This window comes from Magnetospirillum moscoviense (genome assembly GCF_001650635.1).
Classification (GTDB): domain Bacteria; phylum Pseudomonadota; class Alphaproteobacteria; order Rhodospirillales; family Magnetospirillaceae; genus Magnetospirillum; species Magnetospirillum moscoviense.
The window spans coordinates 1-13,812 of sequence record NZ_LWQU01000176.1 but is presented as its reverse complement, the minus strand read 5'-3'; the positions used below and the strand labels follow the sequence as shown (position 1 = coordinate 13,812).

At 64.5% G+C, this 13,812-nt stretch carries 14 protein-coding genes; 4 read left to right on the top strand and 10 right to left on the bottom strand.

Annotated features, from left to right (window positions below):
* Positions 1 to 286: 286 nt before the first annotated feature.
* The 10 genes from A6A05_RS16925 to A6A05_RS16880 form a co-directional block, all read right to left on the bottom strand.
* Complete coding sequence (locus A6A05_RS16925) at positions 287 to 1,096, bottom strand: HTD2 family dehydratase (RefSeq protein WP_245644339.1); 810 nt, start codon at positions 1,094 to 1,096, stop codon at positions 287 to 289.
* A gap of 64 nt (positions 1,097 to 1,160) precedes the next feature.
* On the bottom strand, positions 1,161 to 2,012 hold the full coding sequence (gene speE / locus A6A05_RS16920) for a polyamine aminopropyltransferase (protein ID WP_068503866.1): 852 nt from the start codon (positions 2,010 to 2,012) through the stop codon (positions 1,161 to 1,163).
* Positions 2,009 to 2,497 (bottom strand): adenosylmethionine decarboxylase, encoded by a 489-nt coding sequence (gene speD, locus A6A05_RS16915; RefSeq protein WP_068503864.1) that lies wholly within the window; start codon positions 2,495 to 2,497, stop codon positions 2,009 to 2,011. The genes speE and speD overlap by 4 nt, the downstream gene beginning before the upstream one ends.
* Before the next feature lie 96 nt (positions 2,498 to 2,593).
* Entirely contained in the window at positions 2,594 to 5,941 is a 3,348-nt protein-coding gene (locus A6A05_RS16910) for a hypothetical protein (protein ID WP_068503862.1), read from the bottom strand.
* A gap of 5 nt (positions 5,942 to 5,946) precedes the next feature.
* Entirely contained in the window at positions 5,947 to 6,594 is a 648-nt protein-coding gene (locus A6A05_RS16905; RefSeq protein ID WP_068503860.1) for a protein phosphatase CheZ, read from the bottom strand.
* 26 nt (positions 6,595 to 6,620) lie between these two features.
* The gene (locus A6A05_RS16900) at positions 6,621 to 7,010 is read right to left on the bottom strand and encodes a response regulator (protein WP_068503858.1); all 390 of its coding nucleotides are present in this window, start codon (positions 7,008 to 7,010) and stop codon (positions 6,621 to 6,623) included.
* Between the two features lie 132 nt (positions 7,011 to 7,142).
* Positions 7,143 to 7,862 carry a MotE family protein gene (locus A6A05_RS16895; protein WP_068503856.1) on the bottom strand — a complete coding sequence of 240 codons (720 nt, stop codon included), beginning with the start codon at positions 7,860 to 7,862 and terminating at the stop codon, positions 7,143 to 7,145.
* A gap of 7 nt (positions 7,863 to 7,869) precedes the next feature.
* Entirely contained in the window at positions 7,870 to 8,382 is a 513-nt protein-coding gene (locus A6A05_RS16890; RefSeq protein WP_068503855.1) for a DUF6468 domain-containing protein, read from the bottom strand.
* 6 nt (positions 8,383 to 8,388) lie between these two features.
* Positions 8,389 to 9,561 carry a flagellar motor switch protein FliM gene (fliM, locus tag A6A05_RS16885; RefSeq protein ID WP_068503853.1) on the bottom strand — a complete coding sequence of 391 codons (1,173 nt, stop codon included), beginning with the start codon at positions 9,559 to 9,561 and terminating at the stop codon, positions 8,389 to 8,391.
* An 11-nt stretch (positions 9,562 to 9,572) separates the two neighbouring features.
* Complete coding sequence (locus A6A05_RS16880; RefSeq protein WP_068503852.1) at positions 9,573 to 10,115, bottom strand: flagellar basal body-associated FliL family protein; 543 nt, start codon at positions 10,113 to 10,115, stop codon at positions 9,573 to 9,575.
* A gap of 276 nt (positions 10,116 to 10,391) precedes the next feature.
* On the opposite strand from A6A05_RS16880, the gene flgF reads away from it, so the two are divergent.
* Genes flgF through flgH form a run of 4 tightly spaced genes read left to right on the top strand, consistent with a single transcriptional unit; the run spans position 10,392 to position 13,685 of the window.
* Entirely contained in the window at positions 10,392 to 11,126 is a 735-nt protein-coding gene (gene flgF, locus A6A05_RS16875; protein WP_068503850.1) for a flagellar basal-body rod protein FlgF, read from the top strand.
* A gap of 22 nt (positions 11,127 to 11,148) precedes the next feature.
* Positions 11,149 to 11,934, top strand: a complete 786-nt coding sequence (gene flgG / locus A6A05_RS16870) for a flagellar basal-body rod protein FlgG (RefSeq protein ID WP_068503848.1) — start codon at positions 11,149 to 11,151, stop codon at positions 11,932 to 11,934.
* Positions 11,935 to 11,944: 10 nt separating this feature from the next.
* Entirely contained in the window at positions 11,945 to 12,901 is a 957-nt protein-coding gene (gene flgA / locus A6A05_RS16865; RefSeq protein ID WP_156521114.1) for a flagellar basal body P-ring formation chaperone FlgA, read from the top strand.
* Positions 12,902 to 12,923: 22 nt separating this feature from the next.
* On the top strand, positions 12,924 to 13,685 hold the full coding sequence (flgH, locus tag A6A05_RS16860) for a flagellar basal body L-ring protein FlgH (RefSeq protein ID WP_068503844.1): 762 nt from the start codon (positions 12,924 to 12,926) through the stop codon (positions 13,683 to 13,685).
* The last annotated feature ends 127 nt before the right edge of the window (positions 13,686 to 13,812 follow it).

Below are 13,812 nucleotides of genomic sequence, written 5' to 3'. Positions count from 1 at the left end.
TCGCCGACAGCGACAGGGTCAAAAGCCTCTGCTATCAGCCCTGGGTCCAGCAGGTCATTTCGTAGGTTCGCCGGTATCAGACGGAGGCCTTCGCCGTCACATCAGGCTCCAATACCGCGCCAGCGGTTTCGTTCAATCCTAAATTGTCACTACAGCCTAGAGCGGTTTCACGCCAAGCGTGAACACGCGACGAGCCCGAGCGGCGCCTGAGCGGCCCGGCACGGGCCAAACATAAGATTCTAGACCGGGTTCCGCTCCGGCTGAAAACGGTCGCGCCTGACCGCCGCTATTGGGCGCCCCCGCCCTGCCCAGTCTTGCATTCCAGTTCGGCGCTCATCGCCACCTGTCCCTGATGGTCAAGCGCCCACAACAGAGCGCCGCCCGGGCGCGGCGCCCCGCAGACGGTCAGCGGATGGACATCGAACAGCGGCTTCAACGCGCGGAAGCGAAAGCCGCTGACGACCGCGCCGGGATTTTCACGCAAGAACAGATCGACCAGCAAGGTCGCGGTCAGCGGCCCATGGACCACCAGGCCGGGATAGTTTTCGACCTCACGGCAATAATCGCGATCGTAATGGATGCGGTGGCCATTGAAGGTCAGCGCCGAATAGCGAAACAGCAACACGATGTCGGGAACCACACGGCGCTGCCATTGCGCCACCGTCGGTGCGGCGGCCGGGGCCGGCGGCTCCTCGCCTTTCCTGGGGGCCTCGCGGTAGACGATGTCGTGGTGCTCCACCAGAGCCAGTCCCTGCGGGCTCGACACCTCGTGACGAACGGTCACGAACACCATCTGACCGCTGCGGCCCTGCTTTGGCACCACCGACTCGATGGTCGAGCGGCGGCTGATGGGTTCGCCGACCCGGATGGGATGGTGGAAGGTGAATCTGCCTCCGGCCCACATCCGGCGCGGCAGCTCGACCGGCGGCAGGAAGCCGCCCTTATGCGGGTGGCCGTCATGGGCGATGTCTCGCTGGAGCGCACGGGGCAGGAAATAAAGCCAGTGACCCAGCGGCGGGACCTGTCCGGCCGGCCACGGGGGTGTCTCGCGGTCCAGCGTGGCGGCCAGGCCATGCAACGGGGCGATCGTCGCCAAATCGGTAACAATCTCGGTTCGCCCAACCCAAGCAGCAAGATGCAACGGATCCATGCCCGCCACCTTACCCCGGAATCAGCTCCTGGATATAGCGCGGCAGCGCAAAGGCCGCCCGATGCAGATCGGGGGTGTAATAGCGGGTCGCGACCGGCGCGGCAACAAAGCGGGCGTGAATTTGGTCCAGACCCTCGGTGCGCGGCCGGGTGGAGTGCGAGGCCCAGCCCAGGGCCATGAAACCGCCGACATAGGTCGGCACGGCGGCGACATAGAAGCCGACATCGGCGAAATGCGGACGACGGCGGCGCCAGGTGTCGGTGATTTCCTCGCCCTGCAGGAAGGGCACGCCGTTCTGGTTGACGACGATCCCTTCCGCCGTCAGGCGGCGGGCGCAATCCTTGTAGAATGCTTCGGTGAACAGCACGCCGCCGGGACCGATCGGGTCGGTCGAATCGATGACGATCAGATCGAACTTGCGGTCGGTCTCGGCCATGAATTTCAGCCCGTCGGCGATGACGATCTCGCAGCGGGGGTCGTCGAAGGCGCCGGCCGACACCGTCGGCATGTGGCTTCGGCAGAATTCCACCACGGCGGCATCGATTTCCACCAGCACCGCGTGTTCGACCGAGCGATGCTTCAAAACCTCGCGCAGCATGCCGCCATCGCCGCCGCCGACCACGCACACCGAGCGCACCGCGCCATGGGCATAGATCGGCACATGGGCCAGCATCTCGTGATAGATGAATTCGTCACCGGTGGTGACCTGGATGATTCCGTCCAGAGTCAGCACCCGGCCGAAGCCGGGCGTCTCGAACAGGGCGATGTCCTGCATGCCGCCCTGCGAGCGGTACAGTTCGCGGCTGATCAGGAAACTTTGGCTCCAATGGTCGTACAGGCTCTCGCGGAACCAGTCGCTCACGGGACCAGACCCCGCTTGTTCTCGGCCAAGGTCACGGTCGCCGGCGAAAAGGCCTCTTTCAGAATCGGGATGGCCTTGTAGGGATCGCAGTCGCCGCACATGAAGATATCCAGCGCCGCATAGCCGCGCTCGGGCCAGGAATGGATCGAGATATGGCTTTCCGCCAGGACCAGAACCCCGGAAATGCCGCCGTTGGGCTGGAAGTGGTGCAGATGGCAATGCAAGATGGTCGCACCGCCTTCGATGGCCGAGCGGCGCAGCGCCTCTTCCACCAATTCGATATCATCCAGGCGCGACGCCCCCCACAGATCGATCAGCAGGTGGGTGCCGGCGTACTTCACGCCGTTGCGCGAGACGTAATAATCCTTGCCATTGTCAGCCTCGGGCCAGACCGGGCGGTCTTCGTTGGCGACTTGCGTGGTGCCTTGGGTATTCCTCGGATCCAGGCCCGAGTTCATCCCCAGTTGGGCAAGAGCCTGAGCCATTGCTCCCCTCCAAACCAGTAGATGGACCAGAAGGGGCGGGTTATCCCCCAAACCGACCGCCGATGCAAGGGAAAATAACCCCAAAGCAATCCGGGGCTAATTCACCGAAGACAATCCTTGGCTTTGAACCCGGTTCTTCCAGTCGGCCATGAAGCCGTGGAAGCTCTCCACCTGCTTGATTTTATCGCCGACACGGCGGTAATCGATGATGCCGCGCTCAGCTTCGCTGGTCAGCAGATCGAAGGCCTCGCGGTATTCGGTTTTGGCCATCTTGGTGCCGAAATCGCGCCGAAGCCGCTGCAGGCCGCGCTCGTCGCGGGCCAAGGTCAGGGCGGTGGCCAGATCCATCAGCCGCTTGGCGGTCTGCGGCGGAATGGCCATGGCGCCTTCGGGCTTCTCGATCAGGGTTTCCAGCGCCTTGGCGACTTCGGGCCAGTTCTTGAGGTCCCAATAGATCTCGGCCCGCAGCTGGTTGGCCTTTTCCGAATGGTCGTTGACGATCAGGGCCAGGGCTTCCGCCACCCGGCCCAGATCGGCCAAGGCGCGAACCCGCAGATAGCGCCGCTGATTGTAAAGCTCGGGCGGTTGGCCTTCGACCTCGCTCTGCTCCAGACTGTCGAGCGCCAGGCCGGGCCGGCGGTCGGACAGGTCCAGGAAGGCCAGACGGGCACCGATGCGGGCCTTTTCCACCCCTTGCGTGCGGAACTGGACCTGATGGCGCAGCAGCTCGGCCGAACGTTCCAGCAGATCGACGGCGGCCAGCCGGTCGGCCAGCTTGCGGATCATCTCGTCGCCCTTGGTGCCCGACGGCGTCAGCTCCTGGAACTCGTCGTAAAGGCCGATGGCGGCGATGGGCGGCATGCCGTCGGCGGCGCCGCCCAGAAACAACTTATCGAAGCTGTCCGACATCATCTTCTGGATGGTGGCGATGTCGGGGTGGTCGGAATAGGTCTCGGACAGCGAACGGGCCAGACGCAAACCGTCGGCCCAACGGTTGTCGGCCAGGATCAGCTCGGTCAGGCGCTTCAGCAGGTAATATTCGTAATCACCCTCGCGCCAGGCAAACCGCAGCTTCTCGAGCTGACGGGCGGCGTCGGACGCATTGATCATGCCCCGGCGCAATTGCAGTTCGATGCGGGCGCGGCCGGCATAGGCACGCGCGGGGCGCGATTCGCTTTCCTCGGCCTCGCGATAGCGCGAGATGGCCTGGTCATAGCTTTTCGCAGCCTCGGCGGCCATACCTTGCAGATAGCTGATCTCGCCGGCGTCACGGCGCGACAGGCCGGGGCCGTTGATGGCCTCGAGGATACGGTTGGCGGCCTTGGGGTCGCCGCCTTGCGCCGCGGCAGTGGCGGCGATCTGGCCCAGCGCCATGCGCAGGCGCGGGCTTAGGCCCTTGATGTCCTCGTGGGCCAGACGCAGGATCAGGGCCTGCTTGCCCGGCTCGCCGCTGGTCCGCGCCCTGACGGCGGCCAGCCACATCTGGGACGGCGGGTCCTTGGCCAGGGACGGATGCGATAGATCCTCCAGCGCTTCGGCGTCGCGGCGCATCAGGAACTGGGCGACGCCGCGCGGGGCGCGGAAGTTGGGATTGTCCAGCATCGCCGGATCGGCCGCCGCGACGATCTTCAACTCGCCCAGGGTTTCCGCCGCCATGCCGTTGGCCAGGAAGTGCCGCGCGATTTCCAGACGCTGGGCATTCTTGTCCTCGGGCTTGACCAGGGCGAAGCGCTGCAGCAGCTTTTGATGTTCCGGCACGAACTTGTCGTGACCGCCGCGCATCCAGCGCGGCAGGTCCAGCGGGCCGCCGGCCGAGACCATGGCCTCGCCGGTGCCGACCGGTGAACCGGCCGTCCCGCCGCCACCAGCGGCCGGCAGGTCACGCGACAGATAAAGGCCGCCCGGCATCGACACCTCGACCGCCGCCCGCGCGCTGTCGAGCCGGACGCCATCGGCCTGGGGTACCAGGGCCACGCCCTGGGCGGTCGCCAGCAATTCGGCGCCGGGAACCACGGTCTCCACCGGAATGCCGGCGCCGATATTGGTCACCGCCATCACCTGGATCAGGTCGCCGACTTCCGGGTCGCGGACTACCAACGCCTGACCGGGGGACTCGCCGATGGGGATCAGCAGCCGGCCGCGTTCCTCGAAATCGAACTGCCGTTCGACCGTCAAGGGCATGCGCGGCGCCAACGGCTGTTCCGACAGGTCGAACACCCACAATTGGCCTTCCTTGCGGATCGACGGATTGTATCCCGGCCGGGTGATCAGTCGGATGGCGGTGCCATTCTTGATGTTGGGAACCTGTTCGACGAACTGCACCACCTCGCCGCCGGTGCGGCGCAGCAGCTTGGTGTCGATTTCCGCCTTGCGGTCGAACACCAGCCACAGCCAACCGGCGCGGCGGAACACGGCGGCCCCGGTGGGCTGGTCGAAGCCGACGCCCAGGCTGACCGACATTCCCGCCGGCTTGGGCGGCTCGACCGCCACCGGCGGCGCGGGCGGTGCCGGTGGCGATGACGGCCCCGGAGCCGGTGCGGCCGCCGGTTGGGCGGCCGGCGCGGCTGGCGCGGGGGCCGGTGGCGGAGCCGGCTGGTCGGCGGCCCCCGGGGCCGGGGCCAGCGGCGGCGGGGCCACGCCGTTGGTGCGCGGCGGCGGCGGACTGCCGACGGCGCGGACCAGATCGATCGCCACCTTGGGGCCGCTGGTGAAATGGCGCACCCGCATACCCGGCGGCAAGGTCAGGACGATGGCAGTGCCCTTGCCCTGCGGGCGGGCCTCGGCGAACTTGACGTCGGCCGGCAACGACGCTTCCAGGGCGTTGGTATTGACGTTGGCCGGGCGTTCAAAGGCGATGACCGCCTGTCCCTCGGTGGCGTTGACCGCATAGCCGACCGGCTTGGGCCAGTCGAACACCAGACGGTTGAAACCGGTATGTTCGCCACCACGCACCATCAGGTCGGTCACCGGCTCGGCCTTGGCGGCCTCGGGCTTGGCCGGTTCGGGCTTGGCCGGTTGGGGCGCGGGCGCCGCAGCTTCGGCCTTGACCTCTTGCAGATCGATCACCGCGGAATTGCCCGAGGTGAAGGTCTTCAGCTGAATCGCCCGGGTCAGGGTGAAGGTGGCCATGCGGCGATCGGCCGACAGGCTGACGCCCTTCAGATATTTGTCCAAGGACTTCAACAGCACCTTGGGATCGCCGGCGATCGGCTTTTCGAACCGGACCACCAGCTGGCCGTTGGTCAGGTCGGCGGTCCAGCGCACCGGCTGGTCCCAATCGAACACCATGCGGCCGAAGCCGTCATGCTCGGCGCCGCGCGGACTGGTCTGCGCCAAGGCCGGCACCGAAAAGAGGATGGCGAAAATCAGGAAAAGCGCGCGGCACGATGCCGACACGAAGACGGTCAGCGGTGTGCGGCGGCGTGGGTTGCCGTGCACCGCCATTCGACTCAATCGAAGCTCGCCAGCAGCCTGTCGATCTCCGCCTGATCGGCGGCGCCAGCCGGAAGCTGCGGGCCGTTCAACAGATCCTCGTCGGTGATGACGTTGGGATCCTTGGCCTTTTTCGAGGGGGCATCGGCCACCTCGCCCCCGAAGGCCTTGACCAAGCTATCGACCCGGCCTTCGATTTCTTTCAGCATCCGCACCACCTTGGTGATGCGCTGTCCGGTGATGTCCTGGAAGGTGCAGGCTTCGAAGATGCGGGTGGTGATCTCGGTCAACCTGGCCGCCACCTGCTCGTCCATCATCGGCGACAAGGTCTCCAACTGCTCGGCGGCATCCATGATCTCGTTGGTCGCCGCCTCGGTGGCGCCGACAATGGCATCCAGCTCGTCGGTCGCCGAGGCGATGAACTCATCCTTGATCTCGCCGGGGCGAAGGGCGGCGATCTCGGCCTTGGCGGCGTGAATGTACGACGCCAAGGATTCGACTTCCTGAAACAGCTTCAGGTCCTTGCCGTCGATGTCACCGGTCATGGTTTCCAGAAGGGCGCGGACCACCGCGCCGATTTCTTCGACGCGGACGGTGTCGCCGTGCTGCTGGCGGATGGCTTCAAGCCGCAAGGCCAAGTCCCGATCCACGCCTTTCCCAACCATGATACGGCCCCCCCCGTAAAGGACGTTTACGCGAAGTCGCCGATCACGCTGACCATCTTGGTCTTCAACGTTTCGGCGTTGAAGGGCTTGACGATGTAGTTGGAAACGCCGGCTTCCTTGGCGGCGATGACGTTCTCCGACTTCGACTCGGCGGTCACCATGATGAAGGGAATGGCCTTCAGCTTGGGATCGGCGCGCACTTCGCGCAGCAACTGCAGGCCGGTCATCGGCTCCATGTTCCAGTCCGAGATGATCAGACCGTAATTACCGACGCGCAACATCTGCAGCGCCATCGAGCCGTCGGTGGCTTCATCGACGTTGTTGAAACCCAACTGCTTCAACAGGTTGCGGATGATTCGCAGCATCGTCTTGTAGTCATCGACGATGAGCACGTTCATATTCTTGTCGACAGCCATCCGTTACGCTCCTCCGAAACACTCGCGGTCCACTCTGAAAAAACGATCCCCCCACCGCGAGTTTTCCTAGTTAAGATAGGGGGCATACCCTGTGCAAGGCATTTTTCTCGGATTTCCCTAGCATTTGGTAAATCAGCCGCCCTGCATCGGTCTTGGCAGCGGCATCTGCCGACGCTGCGCCAATTCCAATGTGAGGGTCCGGGCCTTGCCAGGATCCATTTCAGCCAGGATTGGAGCCACTTTGGCTTCCTTCATCCGCTCGACGACTTCCAGCATCACGGCCATATCCAGCTGCTCGAAAATCTTTGCGGCTTCCTTCGGCTTCATGTTCTCGTAGATTTTGACCAGGGACCGCATTTTTTGGTCTTCCTGATCGTTATATTGCCGCAGAAGGCTTTCGATGGTGTTCTGCAGCGTTTTCATTTCGGAAATTTTGCGTTCGATCTGGTTCTCGGCGGCCTTCTGCAACGCCTCGCGCCGTTCGATATCCTTCTCGCGCACATCCAGGGTGCCGCGCCGCTCCTGCAGCTTCTGCAGCACGTCCATCTCGGTCTGGCTCAGGCTGGCGGTCTCGCCCAGCGAGGCCGGCCGGGCCGGTGCCGCGGGGGCCGGGGCCTGGGCCGGAGCCTGGGCCGCCGGCTGCGGCTCGGGGGCCGGGGCGGCCGGCTTCGGCGGCTCCGGTTGCTGGGCCTGCAGCTCGCCTGCGACGCGCACCGAGGCGACGTCCAGGAAACCCTTGCGGATGTCGTTGACGCGCACCGACAGCATCAGCGCCGCCACGGCGATCAACACCGGCAACAGGCGGACGAAGGGGGTGCGTTGCGTCTTCTTCGGCTTAGGTTTGCTGGCCATGGCTCAATTACCTCATGGATTGCAGCGCGCGCAACAGCTCGCGTTCCGCTTCCGAGCGGTCGTCAAATTCCATCTCGGCGCTGGCCGCCGCCGCCACGGTGGCCGCCCGCGCCCCTTGCGGAGCCGGCGCCGCCATCGGCGGGGGCGCCATGCCGCCGCCCGGGCGCACCTGCGCCGTCACCTGCGGGCGGACGTCGGTCCTGGCCGTCTTGACGGCGTTTTCCAGCCGGTTGGCCATGGTGTCGGCCCGCTCGATCATGAAGGCCAGGTCGTCGCGCAGGGACTGGGCCTTTTCGACCCGTTCCTGCAGTGCCGCCCCCGAATCCTCGGCCGCCTTCTTGAGCTTGGGAATCGAGGATTCGGCCCTGACCGTCGCTTCGTTGAACGACACGATGATCTTGGCCATGTCGTCGCGGTTCTTGCGCAACTGGGTCAGACGCTGGTTCAGCATCACCGCATAGCCGATGGTGGCGATCAGCAGAACCGAGACGAGAAGGTCGAGGACGATTTTCCAGTCCATGCCGGTCTACCCTTTGAACTTGCTGGTTTTGTCATCGACGCGGATGGCGATGTGCGGTCCCTTGCGCCCCATGCGCCCCTTGAACATCGCGAAGTCGCCGCAGCGCAGCTCGATGGGGGAATTGGGCGTGGCGTTCAGCATGATCTTCGAGCCGGGCTTCCAGGCCAGCACCTCGCGCAGGTTCATCACCTGCTCGTCCAGCACGGCTTCCAGCTCGACCTCGGTCAGCCACAATTCTTCCGCCAAGTGGGTTTCCCAGATCGAGTCGCGACCGAACTTTTCACCCATGAACATCTGCAGCAGCAGCTCGCGGACGGGTTCCAGGGTGGCATAGGGCAGCAGCAATTCCAGGCGGCCGCCGCGATCTTCCATGTCGATACGCAGCTTGGCGACGATGGCGGCGTTGCTGGGGCGCGAGATGGTGGCGAAGCGCGGGTTGGTTTCCAAACGGTCGAAGCGGAAGGTGACCGGGCTCAAGGGGTCGAAGGCCGCCGACAGGTCGGACAGCACGACATGGACCATGCGCTCGACCAGATTGCGTTCGATGGTGGTGTAGGGACGGCCTTCGATACGCATCGCCGCCGTACCGCGACGGCCACCCAGCAGCACGTCGACGATGGAATAGATCAGCGACGAATCGACGGTCAGCAGGCCGTAATTGTCCCATTCCTCGGCCTTGAACACCGCCAGCATGGCCGGCAGCGGGATCGAGTTCAGGTAGTCGCCGAAACGCAGGGACAGGATGTTGTCCAGCGACACTTCGACGTTGTCCGAGGTGAAGTTACGCATCGAGGTCGACATCATGCGCACCAGGCGGTCGAACACCACCTCGAGCATCGGCAGGCGTTCATAGGACACCAGCGCCGAATTCAGGATCGCCTGGATACCCGACTTGTCGTCGCCGTGACCTTGGTCGTCGTCGAAGCCCAACAGCGAGTCGATTTCGTCCTGGTTAAGGACGCGGGTGGTGTCCTTGGGGGCGTCGCCGCCGCCACCGCCGCCGGCATCGTCGTCACCGCCGCCCAGCATGGCTTCCCATTCGGCGGCCATGGCATCGCCGCCGTCGTCACCACCGCCACCATCACCGGCATCGTTGCCGGCCATGGCGGCCCATTCCTTCATCAGGGCCTCTTCGTCCTCACCGGACCGACCTGCCCCGCCTTCCTCGTCCATCGCCATGTCGATTGAGCCTATTGGACCAGCATTTCTTTGAACAACACGTCATTGACCTTGACCGGCTTGACCACCGCCTGAATGCGGGTCAGCAATTCCTCGCGCAGCAGATGCATGCCGGCGGCACCTTGCAGATCCTCGGGCCGCAGCTCGCGCAGATAGACCTGGAAGGTGTCGATCAGGCGCACCTGCACCGCCTCGACCTTGGGCTGATCCAGAACCGATTCAAGCTCGATCGCCACCTTGATCTTCAAGAAAGCCTGCTTGCGCCCCTGGGTCTGCAAATTGACCAGCATCTCGGGCAGATCCATGAACACCGCCGGACCGACCACCTTGGGGGCATCCTTCGGCGCCTCGGACTTCTCGGCCGCCGGCTCGCCCTTGCCCAGAAGCTTGTCGATGATGCCGGTGAAATAAAGACCCGCGCCGATGCCGACCAGCAACAGGATCGGCAGGACGATGATCAGAATCTTCTTAATGGGAAGCTTGCGTTTCGGCGAATCGGAAGAATCGTCAGAGCCTTCGCCTTCGTCGAAATCTTCTTCCAGATCTTCAGCCATGATCCCCCGCGCGCAAAAATTGGGGCTGGCGCGCGCGAGACATCAGGGCGCGGCCACACCTGCTCAATGTCCAAGGGTACAGGGCCGCGGTTAACAGAACGTTGAGCCGGAAGGCGCGGCGCGACCGGGCGGCAAATCCTGCCCGGCAGACCCTGCCCGAACCGACCGCCCCATTTCAAGAAACGGCTGAATTCCGCTATTTCTTCCGGCAAGAAAATGTTGGCACGGCACATGCATGGTTGTTGGCGTCGAATTTGTCACGCTAGGCACCGATCGATGGAAAACACATCTTACATCGCCCTGTCCCGCCAGAACGCTCTGTGGCGCCAGTTGGATGTCATCGCCAACAACATGGCGAACGCCAACACGCCCGGCTTCAAGGCCGAGCAGATGATGTTCCGCGAGTTCCTGGTCGATACCAAGTCCAGCGACCGCACTACCGGCACCAAGCTGGCCTATGTGCAAGACAGCGGAACGCTGCGCGACACCCGCGAAGGCCCGCTGACCAAGACCGACAACCCGCTGGACATCGCCATTCACGGCGACGGCTACTTCCAGATCGAGACCGAGGCCGGCATGCGCTATAGCCGCAACGGCCATTTCCGTCTGGACGAGGCCGGCATGCTGGTCAACAGCCAGGGCTTCGCGGCGATGGACAAGGGCGACCGCCCGATCATCTTCGCACCCAACGAAACCAGGATCTCGATTGCGCCGGACGGCACCGTCTCGACCGAGAACGGAATCGTCGCCACCTTGAAGGTGGTCCGCTTCGAGAACGAGCAGGAACTGCGCAAGGCCGGCGACTCGCTGTTCGAGACCGGCCAGACCCCGACCACCGTCGAGCGCCCCAACATTGTCCAGGGGATGATGGAGGAATCCAACGTCCAGCCGGTGGTGGAAATCACCCGGATGACCGAGGTGCTGCGCCAGTACCAGGCGGTCCAGAACATGATCGAGAAGGAACACGAGCGGCAGATGAAGGCCATCGAAACCTTCGTTTCCCGTATGTAAGCCCGAGGAAGGAACCTAAGCCATGCGTTCGCTGAATATCGCCGCCACGGGCATGCTGGCCCAACAGACCAACGTCGAGGTCATCTCGAACAACATCGCGAACATGAACACCACCGCCTACACCCGGCGGCGGCCCGAGTTCAGCGATCTTCTGTACCAGAACCTGCGCCGCGTCGGCGCCGCCTCGTCGGATGCCGGCACCATCGTGCCGACCGGCGTGCAGCTGGGCCTGGGCGTCAAGACCACCGCCGTCTACCGCATCACCGAGCAAGGGTCGGTCCAGAACACCGACAACCCGCTGGATCTGGCCATCCAGGGCAAGGGCTACTTTCAGGTCAAGCTGCCCTCGGGCGAGACCGCCTACACCCGCGACGGCTCGTTCCAGCTCTCGGACAAGGGCGAGATCGTCACCCACGAAGGCTATCAGGTGATGCCCGGCATCTCCGTGCCCAAGGATGCCGTCGGCGTCTCGGTCAACGCCTCGGGCCAGGTCCTGTTCAAGAAGGACGGCTCCATCGAAAGCCAGGAAGCCGGCACCTTCAAGATGGCGATCTTCCCGAACGAAGCCGGTCTGGAAGCCCGCGGCGACAATCTGTTCATGGAGACCCCGGCGTCGGGTGCCGCCACCGAAGGCAATGCCGGTTCCACCGGCTTCGGCACGCTGCTGCAGGGCTTCCTGGAAACCTCGAACGTCAACGTGGTGGCCGAGGTGACCAACCTGATCAGCGCCCAGCGCGCCTATGAAATGAACTCGAAGGTCATCTCGACCTCGGACGAGATGATGTCGACCATCAATCAGATGAAGTGATGAGGCCATCATGAAGCGCTTCCTCGCCATCCTGACCATCGCCCTGGCCGCCGCCGCCCCGGCTCTGGCCGAGCGCCTGCCGGTGACCCTGAAGCAGTCGGCCATGATCGAAGGCGACATGGTCAAGCTGGGCGACCTGTGGGAAAATCTGGGCACCAAGGGCGACACCCTGCTGGCGCCCGCGCCGCAGCCCGGCAAACGCATCGTCGCCGACGCCCGCTGGCTGGTCGCCGTCGCCCAGTCCTATGCCGTCGATTGGCAGCCCGCTTCCAATTTCGACCGCATCGTCATCGAACGCTCGGGCCAGATGATCGATCCGCGCCTGATCGAGACCGAACTGCGCGAAGCCCTGGCCATGGAAGGCGTGAGTGGCAATTTCAGCCTGGAAGTGGCCAATCGCCAGGCCCTGGCGGTAATGGTGCCGGCCGGCCAATCGACCGAGGTCGGCATCCGCGACCTGGTGTGGGACGCCCGTAACAGCCGCTTCGCCGCCACCGTCGAGGTCCCGGCCGGATCGCCGACCGCCATCCGCCAGCGCGTCAGCGGCCGCATCTTCACCGTCACCCGCATTCCGGTCCTGACCCACGCCATGACCCGCGGCGACGTCATCACCGAAAAGGACGTCCAGTGGGCCGAGGTCCGCGAGGAAATCGCCCATCGCTCGGTCGCCACCGATCCCCGCGATTTGATCGGCCAGGAGCCCCGCTTCCAGGTCCGCGCCGGCCAGCCGGTCCGCCTGGCCGACCTGCAGCGCCCGATCCTGGTGACCAAGAATTCCCTGGTGACCATTTCGCTCAAGACCCCGTTCATGACGCTGACCTCGCAAGGGCGGGCAGTGGAAGACGGCGGCAAGGGCGATGTCATCCGCATCACCAACCTGCAGACCAAGCGGACCATCGAAGCCGTCGTCGATGGCCCCGGCATGGTCGCCGTCACCCCCGGCGGCACCCGCCAGCTGTCCCATTGATCAGTCACCCGAGGAGCCAGCCATGACCTCGCGCACCCTCTCCACCGCCCTTCGCGCCGCCACCATCCTGGTCGCCGTCGGCACCCTGTCGGCCTGCAACGCCTTGTCGCGCATGTCCGAGATCGGCTCGGGGCCGCAATTGTCGAAGATCGAGAACCCGACCCAGAAGCACGGCTATCAGTCGGTCAGCCTGCCGATGCCGCAGGCCTCGCCGCCGCCCCAGAACGCCAACTCGCTGTGGCGGCCGGGCTCGCGGGCGTTCTTCAAGGACCAACGCGCCAAGGAAATCGGCGATATCCTGACCGTCGCGGTGTCCATCGACGAAAGCGCTTCTCTCAACGCCACTCTGACCCGGTCGCGCAACGCGGCGGAGACCGATGGCATCACCAGCATGCTGGGCTTCGAGAACAGCCTGAAGAAGATCCTGCCGGACTCGGTGGTGCCATCGACCTTGGTCGGCGCCACCGGGGTCAGCAGCAACACCAATTCCGGCACCACGGCACGGACCGAGACCATGACCGCCAACCTGGCGGCGGTGATCACCCAGGTCCTGCCCAACGGCAACCTGGTCATTTCGGGCAAGCAGGAAATCCGGGTGAACTACGAACTGCGCGAGTTGTCGATCCAGGGCATTATCCGGCCGGAAGACATTTCCTCGTCCAACTCGGTGACCTACGACAAGATCGCCGAGGCCCGCATCTCGCTGGGCGGCCGCGGCATCAATTCCGACCTGACCCAACCCCGCTACGGCCAGCAGATCCTGGACGTAATCCTGCCCTTCTAGCCCGTCTTAGAGCCCGTCCGGAAGGTTCTTGAGTCCGATGAATCAGTTGTGATTGAACGAAACCGCTGGCGCGGTATTGGAGCCTGATGTGACGTCGAAGGCTCCCGTCTGACAGGGTTGGTTTCCC

What these genes read in the sequence shown, in the direction of transcription:
- flgH (WP_068503844.1), top strand. Translation starts at nt 12,924, where the DNA reads ATGACCTCGCGCACCCTCTCCACCGCCCTTCGCGCCGCCACCATCCTG.
- A6A05_RS16895 (WP_068503856.1), bottom strand. Translation starts at nt 7,862, where the DNA reads ATGGCCAGCAAACCTAAGCCGAAGAAGACGCAACGCACCCCCTTCGTC.
- fliM (WP_068503853.1), bottom strand. Translation starts at nt 9,561, where the DNA reads ATGGCGATGGACGAGGAAGGCGGGGCAGGTCGGTCCGGTGAGGACGAA.
- speD (WP_068503864.1), bottom strand. Translation starts at nt 2,497, where the DNA reads ATGGCTCAGGCTCTTGCCCAACTGGGGATGAACTCGGGCCTGGATCCG.
- flgF (WP_068503850.1), top strand. Translation starts at nt 10,392, where the DNA reads ATGGAAAACACATCTTACATCGCCCTGTCCCGCCAGAACGCTCTGTGG.
- flgA (WP_156521114.1), top strand. Translation starts at nt 11,945, where the DNA reads ATGAAGCGCTTCCTCGCCATCCTGACCATCGCCCTGGCCGCCGCCGCC.
- A6A05_RS16910 (WP_068503862.1), bottom strand. Translation starts at nt 5,941, where the DNA reads ATGGCGGTGCACGGCAACCCACGCCGCCGCACACCGCTGACCGTCTTC.
- A6A05_RS16900 (WP_068503858.1), bottom strand. Translation starts at nt 7,010, where the DNA reads ATGGCTGTCGACAAGAATATGAACGTGCTCATCGTCGATGACTACAAG.
- A6A05_RS16905 (WP_068503860.1), bottom strand. Translation starts at nt 6,594, where the DNA reads ATGGTTGGGAAAGGCGTGGATCGGGACTTGGCCTTGCGGCTTGAAGCC.
- flgG (WP_068503848.1), top strand. Translation starts at nt 11,149, where the DNA reads ATGCGTTCGCTGAATATCGCCGCCACGGGCATGCTGGCCCAACAGACC.
- A6A05_RS16880 (WP_068503852.1), bottom strand. Translation starts at nt 10,115, where the DNA reads ATGGCTGAAGATCTGGAAGAAGATTTCGACGAAGGCGAAGGCTCTGAC.
- A6A05_RS16890 (WP_068503855.1), bottom strand. Translation starts at nt 8,382, where the DNA reads ATGGACTGGAAAATCGTCCTCGACCTTCTCGTCTCGGTTCTGCTGATC.